This is a genomic window from Pseudomonas sp. dw_612 (assembly GCF_018449725.1).
Classification (GTDB): domain Bacteria; phylum Pseudomonadota; class Gammaproteobacteria; order Pseudomonadales; family Pseudomonadaceae; genus Aquipseudomonas.
Genome location: NZ_JAAVVC010000001.1, coordinates 231,948 through 248,396, shown reverse-complemented (window position 1 = coordinate 248,396; position 16,449 = coordinate 231,948). Strand labels below are relative to the sequence as shown.

General features: G+C 55.6%; 17 protein-coding genes and 1 tRNA gene. 11 read left to right on the top strand and 7 right to left on the bottom strand.

The window, feature by feature from the left end; genetic code table 11:
* The first annotated feature begins 457 nt into the window (after positions 1–457).
* The 4 genes from HB680_RS01100 to HB680_RS01085 are packed head-to-tail and all read left to right on the top strand — an operon-like array spanning position 458 to position 6,032.
* Positions 458–3,289 (top strand): xanthine dehydrogenase family protein molybdopterin-binding subunit, encoded by a 2,832-nt coding sequence (locus HB680_RS01100; RefSeq protein WP_213936757.1) that lies wholly within the window; start codon positions 458–460, stop codon positions 3,287–3,289.
* Positions 3,282–3,821, top strand: a complete 540-nt coding sequence (locus HB680_RS01095; protein WP_007982256.1) for a (2Fe-2S)-binding protein — start codon at positions 3,282–3,284, stop codon at positions 3,819–3,821. The genes HB680_RS01100 and HB680_RS01095 overlap by 8 nt, the downstream gene beginning before the upstream one ends.
* A 2-nt stretch (positions 3,822–3,823) precedes the next feature.
* Entirely contained in the window at positions 3,824–5,059 is a 1,236-nt protein-coding gene (locus HB680_RS01090) for a cytochrome c (protein WP_213936756.1), read from the top strand.
* 1 nt (position 5,060) lies between these two features.
* On the top strand, positions 5,061–6,032 hold the full coding sequence (locus tag HB680_RS01085; protein ID WP_213936755.1) for an XdhC family protein: 972 nt from the start codon (positions 5,061–5,063) through the stop codon (positions 6,030–6,032).
* 124 nt (positions 6,033–6,156) lie between these two features.
* On the opposite strand, the gene HB680_RS01080 is transcribed toward HB680_RS01085, so the two are convergent.
* Positions 6,157–7,056 carry a LysR family transcriptional regulator gene (locus HB680_RS01080; RefSeq protein WP_213936754.1) on the bottom strand — a complete coding sequence of 300 codons (900 nt, stop codon included), beginning with the start codon at positions 7,054–7,056 and terminating at the stop codon, positions 6,157–6,159.
* Between the two features lie 116 nt (positions 7,057–7,172).
* Here HB680_RS01080 and HB680_RS01075 point away from each other — a divergent pair, with 116 nt between their 5' ends.
* Positions 7,173–8,021, top strand: a complete 849-nt coding sequence (locus tag HB680_RS01075) for an oxidoreductase (RefSeq protein ID WP_213936753.1) — start codon at positions 7,173–7,175, stop codon at positions 8,019–8,021.
* A 132-nt stretch (positions 8,022–8,153) separates the two neighbouring features.
* On the opposite strand, the gene HB680_RS01070 is transcribed toward HB680_RS01075, so the two are convergent.
* Entirely contained in the window at positions 8,154–9,437 is a 1,284-nt protein-coding gene (locus HB680_RS01070; protein ID WP_213936752.1) for an FAD-binding oxidoreductase, read from the bottom strand.
* A 183-nt stretch (positions 9,438–9,620) separates the two neighbouring features.
* On the opposite strand from HB680_RS01070, the gene HB680_RS01065 reads away from it, so the two are divergent.
* From HB680_RS01065 to HB680_RS01050, 4 genes are all read left to right on the top strand, one after another.
* Positions 9,621–9,697: transfer RNA gene (locus tag HB680_RS01065), tRNA-Val, on the top strand.
* 273 nt (positions 9,698–9,970) lie between these two features.
* The gene (locus HB680_RS01060; protein ID WP_213936751.1) at positions 9,971–10,468 is read left to right on the top strand and encodes a hypothetical protein; all 498 of its coding nucleotides are present in this window, start codon (positions 9,971–9,973) and stop codon (positions 10,466–10,468) included.
* Between the two features lie 177 nt (positions 10,469–10,645).
* Positions 10,646–11,467, top strand: a complete 822-nt coding sequence (locus HB680_RS01055) for a hypothetical protein (protein WP_213936750.1) — start codon at positions 10,646–10,648, stop codon at positions 11,465–11,467.
* 60 nt (positions 11,468–11,527) lie between these two features.
* On the top strand, positions 11,528–11,929 hold the full coding sequence (locus HB680_RS01050; RefSeq protein WP_213936749.1) for a hypothetical protein: 402 nt from the start codon (positions 11,528–11,530) through the stop codon (positions 11,927–11,929).
* Between the two features lie 180 nt (positions 11,930–12,109).
* Here HB680_RS01050 and HB680_RS01045 read toward each other — a convergent pair whose 3' ends face one another.
* A complete protein-coding gene (locus HB680_RS01045) occupies positions 12,110–12,580 on the bottom strand; it encodes a hypothetical protein (protein ID WP_213936748.1) in 471 nt (156 codons plus the stop codon).
* 278 nt (positions 12,581–12,858) lie between these two features.
* Here HB680_RS01045 and HB680_RS01040 point away from each other — a divergent pair, with 278 nt between their 5' ends.
* Positions 12,859–13,104 carry a hypothetical protein gene (locus tag HB680_RS01040; RefSeq protein ID WP_213936747.1) on the top strand — a complete coding sequence of 82 codons (246 nt, stop codon included), beginning with the start codon at positions 12,859–12,861 and terminating at the stop codon, positions 13,102–13,104.
* Positions 13,105–13,327: 223 nt separating this feature from the next.
* On the opposite strand, the gene HB680_RS01035 is transcribed toward HB680_RS01040, so the two are convergent.
* From HB680_RS01035 to HB680_RS01025, 3 genes are all read right to left on the bottom strand, one after another.
* Positions 13,328–13,690, bottom strand: coding sequence for a hypothetical protein (locus HB680_RS01035; RefSeq protein WP_256735435.1), 363 nt, complete (start codon positions 13,688–13,690; stop codon positions 13,328–13,330).
* 79 nt (positions 13,691–13,769) lie between these two features.
* On the bottom strand, positions 13,770–14,309 hold the full coding sequence (locus tag HB680_RS01030; protein WP_213936746.1) for a hypothetical protein: 540 nt from the start codon (positions 14,307–14,309) through the stop codon (positions 13,770–13,772).
* A gap of 133 nt (positions 14,310–14,442) precedes the next feature.
* Positions 14,443–14,940, bottom strand: a complete 498-nt coding sequence (locus HB680_RS01025; RefSeq protein WP_213936745.1) for a PAAR domain-containing protein — start codon at positions 14,938–14,940, stop codon at positions 14,443–14,445.
* A gap of 756 nt (positions 14,941–15,696) precedes the next feature.
* On the opposite strand from HB680_RS01025, the gene HB680_RS01020 reads away from it, so the two are divergent.
* Positions 15,697–16,065: a DUF6124 family protein gene (locus tag HB680_RS01020; RefSeq protein WP_213936744.1), complete on the top strand. Its 369-nt coding sequence runs from the start codon at positions 15,697–15,699 to the stop codon at positions 16,063–16,065.
* 98 nt (positions 16,066–16,163) lie between these two features.
* Here HB680_RS01020 and HB680_RS01015 read toward each other — a convergent pair whose 3' ends face one another.
* Positions 16,164–16,376 (bottom strand): hypothetical protein, encoded by a 213-nt coding sequence (locus tag HB680_RS01015; RefSeq protein ID WP_213936743.1) that lies wholly within the window; start codon positions 16,374–16,376, stop codon positions 16,164–16,166.
* Positions 16,377–16,449: the final 73 nt, after the last annotated feature.

The following is a 16,449-nucleotide window of genomic DNA, read 5'->3' as shown; positions in this document are numbered from 1 at the left end:
CGAGGCTTGCCCGCGAAGGCGTCCTCGAGGGCACCACCTGTAGGAGCAAGGCTTGCCCGCGATAGCGATCTCAAGGGCACCACCTGTAGGAGCGAGGCTTGCCCGCGAAGGCGTCCTCGAGGGCACCACCTGTAGGAGCAAGGCTTGCCCGCGATAGCGATCTCAAGGACGCCTTCGCGGGCAAGCCTCGCTCCTACAGGGGACAGCGTTTTTCATCGATAGAGATCAGCGTGTTGCATCGATGTATTGCAGCGCAACGCGGCAATATTTTGATTCATTGGTCAGTTTTTTGTAACCGGTTGTTTGCCGCAAGCGCAGAAACCTATAAAGTTAACCTTTCGGTCAGCTTTGCACTGTCAACACAGCCTTTTGCTTCGTCCAAAAGCGCTCCTGCAAGACTCGAGATCCCCAGAACATAACCAGAAGGGCGGACCCATAACCGCCCAGAGGATGATCCATGTCCAACCGTGATATCTCCCGGCGCTCGTTCCTTCAGGGCGGGCTGGTGGCGGGTGTGAGCGTGACGCTCACGCCGCTCAGCTCCCAGGCGCTGGCGGCCTTGATGGAAAACAGCGTGACCGTGCCGTCCGAGCAATGGCTCGGCAACAACGGCAAGGCGCGCTCGCGTAACGATGCCTTGTCCAAGGTCTGTGGCAGCAAAGTCTTTGCCCGCGACATCCGCGCCAAGGACATGCCGGGCTGGCCCCAGCAGCAGGGCCACGCCATGCTGCTGAAAACCACCAAGGCCGACCGCATCTACGCAGGTGTAGACCTGGCGTGGCTCGGCGCCGAGTTGCAACCCGACCGCATCGTCACCGCCGCCGACCTGGACAAGGACGGCATCGTCTTCCCGGAAGAGCACGCGCCCGATCCGCTGCTGCCCGAAGGCAAGGTGCCGATGTTCATCGGGCACCCGGTGGCGATCCTGATCTGGAACGACTTCGAGCGCTTCCGCCAGGCCAAGGCCAAACTCAAGTTCAATGACAAAGCCATCCGCTACGGCGAAAAAGCGCCGTTCTACGAAGGCGATCCCTACGGCAGCTTCCGCTACGTGCGAGTCGGCGGCGCGACCTCGGCGGACGAAGACGAATTCGCCAGCCTCAAGGATTCGATCCTGTTCCCGATGCTGAAAAACCGTCGCCCGGTGTGGAATTCCCAGCCGGACCTGCACGGCAACCTGACCGAGCGCGGTCTGTTTTATGCCGAGCGCATGAAGCAGCAAATTGACTCGCCGCCGGACAATTGGCTGGTGTTCGACGAGCGCTACAAAACCCCGTCGATCGAGCCCGCCGCGATGGAGCCGGACAACGGCAACGGCTGGTACGACCCGGCGACCAAGACCTTGCACTTTGTGGTTGCAACCCAGTGCCCGCTGGAAGCCGCTACCGAAACCGCGAAGATGATCGCGCCGTCGCGTTTCGGCCTGGCCAACCTGAATATGCACCCCGGCTACACCGTCGGTTATGGCTCCAAAGACCACAACATCTTCGTCTACTACGCCGCGTTGGCCGCGTTGTATGGCGCCGGTGTGCCGGTGCGTCTGGCGAATGACCGCTACGAGCAATTCCAGAGCGGCATCAAGCGCCACCCGTTCGACATCCGCTACCAATTGGCCGTGGACAAGACCGATCACAGCTTTAAGATTTTCCGCGCCGAAATGAGTGTCGATGGCGGCGGACGGATCAACTACAGCCCCTCGGTGGCGGCGGTTGGCGCCACGGCGGCGCAGTCGATCTACTACATGCCGCAGAACGATTTGCAGGTCACGGCCTACCATTCCCGCGCGGTTGAAGCCGGCTCGATGCGTGGTTACGGCACCCTGCAAAGCATGGCGTCCACCGAGATGATGGTCGATGAAATCGCCGGTCGCCTCGGCATCGACGCCATCGACCTGCGCAAGAAAAACGCGATGCTCTCGGGCATGAAAAACACCCAGGGCGCGGTCCCTGCCGGGGCCTTGCGCCTGCACGAGATTCTCGACAAGGCTTCCGCCCACGAAGTCTGGAAAAACCGCGACGCGATCAAAAAGCAGCGCGAAGCGGCCGATCCGGATCACTGGTACGGCGTCGGTTTCGCCATCTGCCAGAAAGACTTCGGCACCGGTTCCGAAGCGCCGATGGCCAGCATCGAATTCACCGCCGAGGGCCACGTGACCCTGCGCCATATCGGCATCGAAATCGGCACCGGCATGTCCACCTCCCAAGCCTTGGTGGTGGCGGATTTCATCGGCATCCCGGCCACCGAAGTGAAGACCGGCGAAACCGAATGGAAAGAGTTGCAGCTGATCACCGGCGGCAACCCGTACATCATGAGCCAGACCGAACAGGACGGTTTCCTGCGCAACCCGCGCTGGGTCGGCAAACTCGCCTCGGCGTCGTCGGCGACCAACTCCGCCTACTACTTCAGCCACGCCACCCGTGAAGCGTCCCGCGTGCTGTTCAACCACGGCTTGTGGCCGGCGGCGTTGCAGATCTGGGGCCAGGGCCCGTACGGCGGCCAGGCCAACCCGTACGTGGTGCGTCGCGAAGATGCGCATTGGGTGGACGGCAAACTCACCGCCAACGGCATGCAGCCGCTGAGCTTTGAGCAACTGGCGAAACACGCCCACGAAAAAGGCCTGGTGACCGGCGCGACTGTGCACGGTTTCAACCGCTGGAGCTGGGCCGAGGCCGAGTTCAGCATCGACGGCGTGCGCGAGCGTTTGCCCCTCGACGGCTTGGCGGTGAAGTACGGCGACGGTGCTCCGAACGCGAAGAAAGCGCAGATGACCAGCGCCGGTTTCCATTTGCTGGATCGCCAGAACGTGCACTACCCGGACACCCAGTTGAACAACGCGGCGGTGACTTACTACAGCCCGGTCGCGACGCTGGTGGAATTGAAAGTGAACAAGGGCTCAGCCGACGTGCAAGTGCTCAACCATCACTCGTGGGTCGAGTGCGGTCGGGTGCTGGTGGAAGAACTGGTCAAGGGCCAGCTCGAAGGCGGGATCGCCATGGGTATCGGCCATGCGCTGCTCGAAGAGATGCCGCTGTACGAAGGCGGACCGGGGGAAGGCGACTGGAACTTCAACCGTTACCGCTTGCCGATGGCGCGCCACGTTGCGGTGTGGAACCAGACCGCCGAAATCCTGCCGCCGCTGTCGCCGAGCGACCCATCGAAGGGCATTGCCGAAGTGGTGATGATCCCGGTGGTCGGCGCCATCGGTAACGCCGTGGCCCACGCTATCGGCAAAAGGGTCCGCGACCTGCCTATCACTTCCGCACGCATCAAGGAGGCCCTCAATGGCTAACCGTCCGCTTCAACTGACCCTCAACGGTCAATCCGTCGGCCCGGTGGACATCCCTGATGACCTGCCGATGATCGACTACCTGCACGAATATAAAAACCTCACCGGCTCGCGCCTCGGCTGCGGCCAGGGCATTTGCCACGCCTGCGTGGTGATCGTCGATAACCCGGACGGCACCAGCGAAGAAGTGCGCACCTGCATCACTGGCGCGCACTATTTCGAAGGCAAGAAAGTGCGGACCATCGAAGGCCACGCGACCCGTGATGAGCAGGGCAAAGTCACCGAACTGAACCCGATCCAGCAGCGTTTCGTCGATGAGTTCGCCTTCCAGTGCAGCTACTGCGCGCCGGGTTTTGTGAATGCGGCGACGGTGCTGGTCGAGAAGCTGCAACGCCAGCCAATCGTCAAAAGCCAACTCGAAAAAGTCATCGAGGACAGCCTCGGCCATCACATCTGCCGCTGCACTGGCTACGTGCGCTACTACAGCGCGACGCGCAACGTGCTGACCGATCTCGGCCTGGTCAAGGAGGGTTAAGCATGAAGCATCTACTTTCCCGCCTGACGCTGGCGGTCGGTCTGGCTGCGCCGGTGTTGCTGGCTCACGCGGATGATCAGGTGAAGCGCGGCGAATACCTCGCTCGCGCCGCCGACTGCATGGCCTGCCATACCGCACCGGGTGGCGCGCCGTATGCGGGCGGTCTGCCGATTGTCTCGCCGTTCGGCACGATCTACGGCACCAACATCACCCCGAGCAAAGAGCACGGTATCGGTCTGTACAGCGATGACGAATTCTTTGCCGCGCTCACCGAAGGCAAACGCCGGGATGGTGCGAACCTGTACCCGGCGATGCCGTACACCTCGTATCACCTGATGCCGCGCGAAGATTCCGACGCGATTCATGCGTACCTGAAAACTGTCGAACCCATCGAACGGGCGGCGCCGGTCACCAGCCTGAGCTTTCCATTCAACGTGCGCCTCGGTTTGATGGGCTGGAACATGCTCTACGGCAAGGACGTGAAACTCGCGCCGACCGAGGGCAAAAGCGAAGCCTTCAAGCGCGGCGAGTACATGGTCGAAGTGCTCGGTCACTGCGGCGAATGCCACACTCCACGCGGCTTGCCCGGCGCGATGCAACAGGACAAACGCCTGACTGGCGGCGTGCTCAATGGTTATCTGGCGCCCAGCCTGCTGGCCACTGATTTGGCCGCGCGCGGCTGGAATCATCAAGACCTGAGCTCGTTCCTCAAGCACGGCATGAGCGCCCAGGGCACGATGTTCAACGAGATGTTCCCGGTGTTCCACAACAGCACCCAAGGCCTCAGCGATCCGGACCTGTCGGCGATGGCGACTTATTTGCTGGGCGATCCAGCGCCTGCGGCCAAAGTGCTGACCGAAGTGCCGCTGGACAGGATGAGCCCGAGCGCCCAGCGCGGTCGTCAGGATTACCTCAACGTCTGCGCCGGTTGCCACGCACCGAACGGCGAGGGCAAACCGCACATCGCGGTGGCCATGCGCGGCAACACCACGTTGCGCCTGGAAGACCCGCGCAACCTGCTGCGGGTGATCGAGGATGGCATCGGCGAGCAGAAATTCGCCGGGTTCGAACGCATGCAACCGATGCCGGGCTTCGCTGACAAACTCAATCACGAACAACTGACCGATCTGTTGAATTACTTGCGTCAGGGTTGGGGCGGGCAATCGGCGGAACTGGTCGTCAGCGACGTGCAGAAACTGCAAGCGGACGCTCCACCAGCCGAGCACAAGGCGCACTGACATGCAGCATCTCGATCTGCAAGTGGTGCGCCGGGCGCTGGAATGGTCGGTGGCCGGCCAACGTGTGTGGTTGTGCACGGTGCTTGCGACTTATGGCTCGGCGCCCCGTGCGCCGGGCTCGCTGCTGGCGGTGAACGCGCAAGGGCAGTGGATCGGTTCGCTGTCCGGTGGCTGTGTTGAGGAAGATTTCCTTGAGCGGGTGGCCGAAGGTTTGTTCGAGCAAGCCGTCAGCGTCGTGCGTTACGGCGAAGGCGATGACCCGCGCTCACGGGTGAGCCTGCCCTGTGGCGGCGTGCTCGATGTGTTGGTGGAGAAGCTTGGTTCGGATTGCGAGGTTCAGGTGCATCTGCGGGAACTGGAATCGGCGCTGCTCGGGCAGCGTCGGTTGATCCGCGAGGTCGAGCTGGCCAGCGGTGCGCGCGGCGTGTTCGCGGACAGCGAGCAAGGTGTGCGCATCGAACGTGAGATTGATCGGGTGCGCGTGCGGATTGGTGCGGCTCAACGCTTACTGCTGGCGGGGTATTCCAGCGTTGCCCAGGCCTGTGCGGAATTTGCCGTGGGCCTGGGCTTCGAAGTGATTCTGTGCGATCCCCGGGACGAAGTGCTGGAAGGTGTGGTGCTGGAGGGCGTCGAGATTCGCCGACAATTACCGTCGGTGTTTATCGCCGATGGCGGCTGTCACAGCGACACGGCGGTGGTGGCGCTGACCCATGATCCGCGCATCGATGATTTGGCGATGATGGAAGCCGTGCGCACCGAGGCGTTTTACATCGGCGTGATGGGCTCGATGCAGACGTCGCAGAAGCGCTTTGAGCGGTTGCGCAGGATTGGTGGGTTGGGGGATGCGGAGCTTGCAAGAATTCACGCTCCAATCGGATTGAACCTTGGAAGCAAAACCCCGGCGGAAATTGCCTTGGCGGTTCTCGCTGACATCTTGCGAATCCGTAGCGGCATCCCGCGACATCGCCTCTGAACACTGGTCTCCTTGTGGGAGCGGGCTTGCTCGCGAAGAGGCCATGTCAGTCGACATCTATGTCGCCTGCCACACCGCTTTCGCGAGCAAGCCCGCTCCCACAGGGGATCTGTGTTGTTTGGGACTAATTTATTTCAGCCTCACCCTTCAAAAAATCAATAAACGCCCGCAATTTCTTCGGCGTGTTATTGCGCTCAAAGTAATACAGATAAAGCGTGCTGGTCGGCACCCAATCCTCCAGCACCGACACCAACGCCCCACTCTCCACATGCTGCGCAATCGGCGCATGGGACAAGTACGCAAACCCAAACCCATCCAGTGCCGCCCGCAACAGCAAATCACTGTCATTGGTCGCCAGCCGTCCCTTGACCGCAACCCGCGTGTGCTTGCCGTCCTTCTCGAAATCCCAGCGGGGCAGGGCGCCTGACGCGGCGCTGCGATAATTCAGGCATTCGTGCTGCAACAAATCCTGCGGCTGCTGCGGAATCATCCGACATTCCAGGTACTCCGGCGAGGCCACCACCACAAAGCGCATGTCCGTCAGAATCGGCACCACCACCATGTCCTGGGCCAGCACGTCGTCGTAACGAATCCCGGCGTCGAAGCGTTGGGTGACGATATCGATCAGGCTGTTGTCCACCGCGACTTCCAGATTGATCCCCGGATGTGCCAGCAGAAACCGCCGCAGCAGCGGTTGCAGGATCAGCCGACTGGCGCTTGAAGGCACGCTCAAACGCAACGTCCCGGCCACCTCATCGCCTGCCGCCGACGCACTGCGCAATGCCAGGCCCAGATCCTCCATCAGCGGTGCGATCTTGCTGATCAACTGTTCGCCCGCTTCCGTGATGTTGACGCTGCGGGTGGTCCGGTTCAGCAAACGCAGCCCCAGTTGTTTCTCCAGTTCGCGCACGGCATGGCTGACCGTGGACACCGACAACCCCGTGGCATCGGCGGCGCTGGTGAAGCTTTTGGCCTGGGCGACCTGCATGAATAGCCGCAGTTGCTGGAAATCCGGGTCTTTCATTATGTGGTTTTTCCGAAAAGGTCTTGCAGATTATGGCTCTTTTTCGCAAAGCCAGGCGTGCCCATACTCTAGGACATCGCTCGCACCTGCGGGCAGTGACCTGGAGGAAGACCCGCATGACTGCATCGACTACAAAACCGGTCTGGTTCATCACCGGCTGCTCAACAGGTTTCGGCCGTCAACTGGCCCTGCACACCCTCAGCCTCGGCTATCCGACCGTGGTTACCGCGCGTAACCCGGCGCAGGTCGAAGACATCGTCAAAGACCACGAAGACCTTGCGCTGGTCTTGCAGCTGGACGTCACCGACCCGGCGCAAATCAGCGCTGCCGTGGACGCCGCCCACGCACGTTTCGGTCGCATCGACGTGCTGGTGAACAATGCAGGGATTGGCTATTTCGGTTCGTTCGAAGAAAGCGATCTGGAGCAAGTGCGCAACATGATGGAAATCAACGTCTGGGGCCTCGTGCAGATGACCCGCGCCGTGTTGCCCGGCATGCGTCAGCAGCGCAGCGGTTCGGTGGTGAACATCTCGTCCGTCGGCGGCATCGTCGCGTTCCCGGCGGTGAGTTTCTACCACGCCACCAAGTTTGCTGTGGAAGGTATTTCCGAATCCCTGTCCCAGGAAGTCGGGCCGCTGGGCATCAAAGTGCTGATCGTTGAACCCAGCGGATTCCGCACCGATTGGGCAGGGCGCTCGGCCAATGAAGCGAGTCGGACCATCAGTGATTACGATGAAACAGCGGGCAAGCGCATGGACATGATCCGGGGCTACAACGGCAAACAACCGGGTGACCCGGTGCGGGCGGCGGTGGCGATCGTCGATGCGGTCGAGGCCGAAAACCCACCGTTGCGCCTGCTGCTGGGCAAAGCGGCACTGGCCGGCGGACGCGGCAAGATCGAAGCCCTGCGTAAGGATTTCGAAGGCTGGGCCAGCGTCAGCGAAGGTGCAGACTTCCCCGATTAACAGGCACAACACAAAACAAAATGTGGGAGCGGGCTTGCTCGCGAAAGCGGTGTATCAGTCGACATCAATATTGACTGACACACCGCTTTCGCGAGCAAGCCCGCTCCCACATTGGATTGTGGTGTGGCTTACTTAGTAACCGAATTTATCCCGCAACCCGTAATACCAAGCTCCCAACGCCGCAAACGGCGTGCGCAGCAACTGCCCGCCCGGAAACGGGTAATGCGGCAAATCCGCAAACGCATCAAACCGCTCAGCCTGCCCGCGCAACGCTTCAGCCAGCACCTTGCCCGCCAGATGCGTATACGTCACCCCATGCCCGCTGCAACCCTGGGAATAATAAATGTTATCCCCCAACCGCCCAACCTGCGGAAGACGCGACAAAGTCAGCAGGAAATTTCCGGTCCAGGCGTAATCAATTTTCACGTCTTTCAACTGCGGAAACGCCTTAAGCATCTTCGGCCGAATAATTGCCTCAATGTTCGCCGGATCCCGCGCGCCATACACCACGCCACCGCCGAAGACCAAACGCTTGTCCCCGGTCAGCCGGTAGTAATCGAGCAAATAATTGCAGTCCTCGACACAGTAATCCTGCGGCAACAGCGCCTTGGCCAACGCATCGCCCAGCGGCTCGGTGGTGATCACCTGCGTCCCGCAGGGCATCGACTTCGCCGCCAACTCCGGCACCAGATTCCCGAGGTAAGCGTTGCCCGCAACAATGATGAACTTGGCCCGAACCTTACCTTGCGGCGTATGCACCACCGGATTCGCCCCGCGCTCAATGCGCACCGCTGGCGACTGCTCATAAATAGTGCCGCCCAACGACTCCACGGCCGCCGCTTCACCCAGCGCCAGGTTCAACGGATGAATATGCCCGCCGCTCATGTCGAGCATGCCGCCGACATACTGATCGCACGCCACCACTTCACGGATGCGCTTTCGATCCAACAACTCAAGCTGCGTATGCCCGAACCGCTCCCACAGACGTTTCTGCGATTCCAGATGACCCATCTGCTTGGCCGTGATGGCCGCGAACACACCGCCGTCCTTCAAGTCGCACTGGATATTATATTTGGCGACCCGCTCACGAATAATCCGCCCCCCCTCAAACGCCATCTGCCCCAGCAACTGCGCCTGCCTGGGCCCGACACTGCGCTCGATCACATCAATGTCACGGCTATAACTGTTAACGATCTGGCCACCATTACGCCCCGACGCCCCAAACCCAACCTTGGCCGCCTCAAGCACCGTTACCTTAAAACCGTTCTCCAGCAAAAACAGGGCAGAGGACAACCCGGTATAACCGGCGCCAATCACACAGACATCAGTCTCTACGTCATCCTGCAAAACCGGGCGCGGCGGAACCGCATTCGCCGATGCAGCGTAATAGGACTCTGGGTAGGGGGTGTTCGCCATCCTGCAGCCTCTGTTTAATATATTTTACGAGTGCACCGATCCTACCCGAGATAAAAAACCGCCGCCAGCCACCGGAAAATCTTCGTCGCAGCAGCGAAATTAAATATTTTGCATATTCATAGGGTTAGCTCGAAAAAAGGTGTTGACACCCCTCCGGAATTCCGTAGAATGCCGCCTCACAGCAGGCACGTAGCTCAGTTGGTTAGAGCACCACCTTGACATGGTGGGGGTCGTTGGTTCGAGTCCAATCGCGCCTACCAAACAAAATCCGCTCTGCTGGGCGGTCTAGAGGGGCTCACCGAAAGGTGGGCCCTTTTTTGTGCCTGTGTGTTTTTGGAGCTGCGTTCGCGACATCTTGAGTTCGATCACGTTTGGCATGCGAATGCCGATAGTGGCTAATTTCGTGGGTGGGCCCTACATCGGACTCGAAGCGAGGAGGGTGGCAATCACCCACCGTAGATCCAGCGCGTGACGTGATGGCAAGGTGCCCATAGAGCGGCTAAGATCACCCTATCTTTCCGAAGGGTATCGACATGAAAGCAGGGATAGCCGCAACGGTTTTATTTCTCGGTATCGCCATTCCATCAGTTGCTAGTGCTGATTGGAGTACCAGCACTCAAGACGACATCTTTTCGGGTGGCAAGAAAGCAATGCTTTTTGGCAACATTAGCCTGAGCCAAGCGGTTGCGTTCGACTGCGATTCGGAAGGGCTTTCCCTTGCGCTCTTGCAAAAAGAAAAATGGGCGGACGGGCGGACCAGTTCAGAGTGGAAACTTCTGATCAAAGTAGATCAAGGTGAGATTCACCACTTCACGGCGGAGAGCGCTCAGCGTAATAACGATTACGCTCAGTACATCACTCGTGAGAAAGAGGAAATTCTTAAGGTTTTAGCTGATCTTCGTAATGCGAAGTCAGTAATTCAGCTCGGACTTCAGTCGGAAGAATTTGACTCTAAATGGTCTGGAACCGCTTCCGCAGGTGGATCTACACGAGAAACAGACAAATTCATGCAAGCATGCAAATTGAAGTGAGCGGATGGTAGTGGCTGCGCGATCTAGGCCACTTTCACTACATCAAGAGAACGGAGTTGAAAGATGGTAGATTTATTTTTCATGGAGTTAGTCTTTAAATAAATCCGTCACCTTTTTTATACCCCGTAGCAATACGGTGAAAAATGCCTCTGGCATACATTTAGCGAGGATGGCTGAGTGGAAAACGTTTGTTATGTGGTAGATGGTTCAGATTGTTCAATTTTGTTGTATCAAGAACATCCTGAAAAATACCGAGGAAATATTCTGTGCGATGTATGTCGCGAAAAATCGTGGTTTGTTAAAGGATTTGCAACCGAGAAGTACCTCCGGGCTCCATGTTTTGCAGCTCATCACGCTGAAGGATGTAATAATAAAATTATTCTGATACCTGATGACGATGGTGATGCATCTCCAGGGCCCTTGTCTGTAATTAATATAGATCTGGATAAGCAGCGTAAACAAGTTATTGATGTTGTAGTGTCGCAATCTAAGTCAAGGAAAGATTCTAATTGGGGTGTCGTCAGACGATATTCAAATGTTGGAGACTATCCTGAGAATAAATCACTTAGGCAGATATTGACGAAGCTAACTCGAGAGGCGGATTTTTCTGAATCTGATAAACAGATAAAAATGGTTGCCGACGGTGGGCGGGTAGTACTTGAAGGCGGGCTCGCAGAACATCTAGTCTCACAAAGTGAAATATTAAATGTTCCTCTAGGTGAGCCAAAGATCTTTTGGGGGCGGATAAACAATGTCAATCGAAAAAATGGAGCTCTTTGGCTCAATTGCGGAAACTATAAAAAAGAGCCAAGTATCTTAATTGAAGATGATGAGCTGGAAGAACAGCTTGTTGAAGATTTTCGGCTGAAAGATGTTGATGAATTACAAGGTGCTGATTTTATTGTTGTGGGCGTTGCGTTTCGCGCTGGTAATGGGAAGCCATACATAAAATTCGGCTTTACGAAATATATTTCTTTCAGAAAATATAGGTTGGAATGAGCTGGTTCGGGGGGGCGGGGAAAGGGGATGGATTTATTTTCATATGAATAAGGAGTTTTTATGATCAATAGAGTGTTCAAGATTTTGGCTGTCAGTGCTTTGTGTTTTGGTATGAGTGCTTGTTCAACGATCGATGGCATTCAACCTTCTGATACCGGTATAACCGTCAATGTTTCAAATAAATCTTTTGCTGAGGTTTGGAAGTCATCGGTAAGCGCTATGAGCACTAATTTGGCTATCGTCGAAATGGACAAGGGCAAAGGTGTGATCAAATCTGAAGCGCCAGCTGGTATGGCTACGTGGGGTGAAGTCATTGGGTTGTTTATTACGCCAGTCTCAAGCTCTGCGAATGAGTATGCCATTCGTATTGTCAGCAAAAAGCGTTCGACTTTTCAAATCACCGGCCAAAACTGGGCTCCGTCTATCGCCGCCCGCATTCAGATGGATTTAGACTCAGAGTAATGTGCTCATTGAAAAAGGCGCCACGCATTTATTTTTATGGCTTTTTTACGCTTGCAGAATGGTTGCGGATTAATTTTTCATAGGTCCAACCAATAAATTAATTTGTCACCTTTTTGATCTTCACCATTTCGCACAGGACGCTCATTGACTGCGCGAGATGCGTAAAGTTGGCCGGGTACCCTACACTCTATCCCTGAATACGCCATGCACTAGTTGCTTCGTGCCTGATCCGGCCTCAACAGGAGTAAAGCCAAGATTATCGTAAAAGCTCCCACCGCTAGCATCATAAAGACGAAGCGTACCACCTTTCCCCAGTTCTTTTGATACTTCAATCGCGTGTGTTATAAGTAACACCCCTCCCTGGCTAGTGAGAGGATGTGTGCAAATGTAATCAACCTGAATATAGGCGTCTTTAACAGAAAGAGTCATCAAGCCAACCAGACCGTAGATGTCATTCCCTTTTTTTGCAAGCGCAACGTACTTTTTTCCGGGAATTATTGAACTGTAGGACTCCGCTATATTTGCTGCTTTTTCAGCATTGCCCATAAAAAATGCATCAACGTTTGCATCAAACTGCATTAACTCAATAAACGACTGTGCATACGCTTCATACTCTACCGGTGTTACTTCCTTTATATCGCAGGTAATCATAGCGAGAGCGCTCCATTCTACTTGGTAGTAACACGACACAAAAAGGCTAGCTCACAGGGCCGGAACTGTCGAAAAAGTGTCGCAATTACTGAAAAAAGGCAGAATGAAGCGCAGTCTGAAACTGAGCGAACCGATAGTTCGAAGGAACCACCATAATGAATTTCCTGCATTTTCCGGGATAGCCAAAAAATTAGCCCCTACGATGCTCTGGCTTTGGAGGGGGTGCGGTTGTCTTTTCTGGAGTAAGCTTCCCACCTTTCAGCAAAAGGAGTTGAGTGATGTTTGCACGAATCATTGTGGGCGTTTTGATTGGTCTGGCAGCAGGTCTGTTTCTGCATGGGAAATTTTCTCTAGACGAAAAGACGCTGAAAATCATCCAGATTTTTGTTGGCATCGTGGCGATAGGTTTCATCGCCTCATCGTTCATGTTTGGCGCGGTGTATGGGGTGCTCGCCGTCGCTGAAATTGCGGGGGGGTATTTCGCCTATACCAAGCTGTTCCAGGGTCATGTTCCCAAGCCATAAGCAGGCCGACAGTACCGTTCGCTACGCTTGCGGCCCACTGCACCATTTCATGGATGTATCTAAAGGAAAAGGGGAGAGATTTATTTTGAATCTGGCGCCTCACTCATAATGCTGACCCGGACATCACCCCAGGCCAGAAGGTGGGCTTATCTATTTTTCATAAATCCACCCTCAAATCAATTCGTTACCTTCTGACGTTCAGTCAGTATCAGCCGTCGCTAGTTTATTCGCTGTCTTGATGCTCTTCCTCCGGCTCGGGACACTCAAAATTCCACGAGTAGATTTTCATATCTTTTACTTCTTCGCCTACAGTTGCTACGCCCAGGCAGATTTCATTTTTTTTGTAATTTAGATCGCAGTATTGAATACCCATGGTGCAAGACTCAAATTCAATGAAGCCTTTTCTCATATAGATTTTCTCAACGCCAGGTTCTCCTGAGTAGGTTGGGTTTGGTTTCCAGCCGTCTTTAATTAAAGCTTTTCTGGCTTTTAAGAACGACATGCCTTCTCTTATTGGTACATCTGTTGCGTTTGCAAAAAAGCTAGCGCTGAATAATAAACAGATAAGTATTTTAAGTGGTTTCATTTCACAATGCCGCCATAGCCCTTATAGATATTAATAACTTCGTCGTATTCAGTATACGGCTGTCCTGATGGTTTGCCTTTTAAAGGCCGATTTGCCATTCCTGGCCCATCGGTAAAGCCTCCCATTTCCTACAGGCTTTTCCTATTGTGGTTTTCAAGTCTCCGCTTATCAGTGGCTCGATTGCACTCACTGTGCGCAGAAGTTCAACCGCAATTAAATCCTGTGTTCCGGGGCTGAAGTCAGAGAGTCCCATGGCGTCAATGGAAGACTCCGACCATGCGGGTTTCGTAATCTGATACCTACCTGATGCCGTTACTGAGCCGCCATGACCCGCACCGGGGTGGGTAGACTCATCACTAAATGTCCACTTTCCAGTCTTAAAGCCTGGTGCCCATCCAAAACCAAACTTTGCGTGGTAATCGCCGCCTTCAATCTGCGCAAGGGTATCCAAAAACGCCTTCACGTTCTTATTCTTCAAATACTCGGCGTTCTCCGCCCGTCTTTTCTGTTGCTTAACTGAAACCACAATGTCTTTTGGAGAAGCGTCTTTGATTGGTGTGATCGTTTTCGTGGCTTTAGACGACATTTTTTTACCGTTCTTGCTAACCACATCAGTCATTGCGATATCCACCAAAATAGATTTTCACGAACGCTATCTGACAGATAGAGAAGTCAGTTGCTGTCGACAAATCGCATTTCGCGAGCTTAACAGTCGTAGTAGCTGAAAGAATTACCTGTTCTGCAGCCATACCTCAATCCTCTAAAAACAGTTGGATGCTTTCAGGTAAGTGCGAGCTCACCACATGGGTATATCCCATCGCATCGCTGACGCCATGTTCAAGAGTCCCGTTGGCTCGCTGAATGGCGTAGTCGTGATTGGGCATTGGTTCGCCGGAGTCTTCGTCAACCAGTCTGAATTTGTCGCTGAAGTGCACAGGCATTGGCATCAGCCCACTAAACGGAGCTGTGACCACCGAGTCGCCGATGATGACTGTGCCTGATCCGCCGACGATTACGTTACCGTGGGCGCCGGTGCTATCTAGCGTTGCCGCGTTCAGCCCATTGATGAAAACCGTGGCGCTGACGGCGCCGGTGATGGGGCTGCCGCAGGCGGATTTGTCGGTCATTCGGGCGGCGGCGAGGCCGTCGAAGTTTACGTTGGGGGAGCCGCTGGCGATCGGATTCGTGCCGTGTCCCGGCAAGGGGCAGTTGGTGGGATCTGTGACTCGGGCAGCAGGTTTGCCACTCATGGGAAGGTCCTTTTCAAGGTTTCAAATGGGTGCTGGCAGGCTGTCGCTGAATTCGACGATGCGAGCTGTCCATAGGGGCGTTATGAAATGTTCGGACGGTATGGGGAGAGGCGTGGTGTGGCGCGCGCATTCGCTGGGGAAGGCCCGTCCATGGGTGAAGAACGCATCAAATTTAACCATCCGTGTAAATTCGCCTGCGGATAATCCTACTAAGTCGAAGTCTTGGTCAACAATTGTTACAGGTTTTGAGTTGACGTTTTGTGGTTCACAGAATTAAGCGATGTTGGCGGTGGGTTTGGCCCTTCAAAAGCAGGCATCGAGGGCGCGGATAGGCGCTGCGCCTGTTGCGATTTTCGACGCGGACGTTCAGTCGGTTTTTTGGTTTTTAGAGGTTTGTTTAACCGTTGCGAACTGTTTGTTTAAAGACACGCTATGTAACGTCCGAAGGGCTACAAATCCTTGCGCCATTACCTACGCGTGCGCCAGAATCCGCCGGCTTGTTCACCTCGTGGCTAATCGGTAACTTTGTTCCTGTCACTGCTCATCAGTGATCGGGTTTAGTAGCTCGGCAGTCATCTTCGGTTGTACAAGCGTCATCCAGTCAGGTAATCGCCTGCATTTGATGGTGGTTGTGTACAGGGCGCTCTCGGGCGCGCCGGGGTTTTAGGTGACTTTGCCGGTCTACTAACCTGTGCACAGCCGCCACCCTCTCGTATTAGTAGCGAGTCGGTTGCAGCCCTACTGGAGAAAGTCCCTATGTTCAAAGTCACACCTAATCCCCCGCACACCAATCCAGTGCCCTACGACGCTTCTCTTGATCTTGACCCCAAGAAACTAAAAGAGGCCGCCGACCGCGCACTCAACTTCTACCTCAACCCCGGGGCGACGAAAACGCAGATACCGCCCCGCAGCCCCTGCAGCACTTTCATCGTCAACCCAGCGGCGGATGACGAAACACTGCTCGTCCAGGCCTGCGAATCGTTGGCGTCTGCCACCGAGATGGCGAGTGAGATCGCCGACACAATGGACGGCCCACAGCGCAGGAAGATGCTGGTGTTGCAGCAGGTAATCAGGTTGGGTGAGTTAGCGGTGAATCGAGTACTGGATAACCACAAGCCTGGCTAGTCGCCAGGCACTGTAACGAGGGGATTGTCCCCTCGTTACAACTGTTGCGTGAAGCAACATCGGACCTGCGTGGCAGGTCCAACTAACTAAAACCAATCTTACTTGGCGTTCAACTTTTTCAGTTCTTCATAAGTCGCCGACTGTACAAACCAGAAGCCGGAGATGATGCACCACGTCAGAGTGCCGGCAATGAAAATGCCTGCCCCGGACCAGAAGCCCTGAACGAAGATCATGACCACTGCGGCGATCCAGATAACGGCCAGCGCGACGTACAGAACTGCATTGTTAACGCCGATTACGAACTCTTTCACGTCTATTCCCTTTTGAATGATTGTCCTCTGACCTCAGATTCGAGGGCCAGTGGGCGGCATGATAGGGAGATAG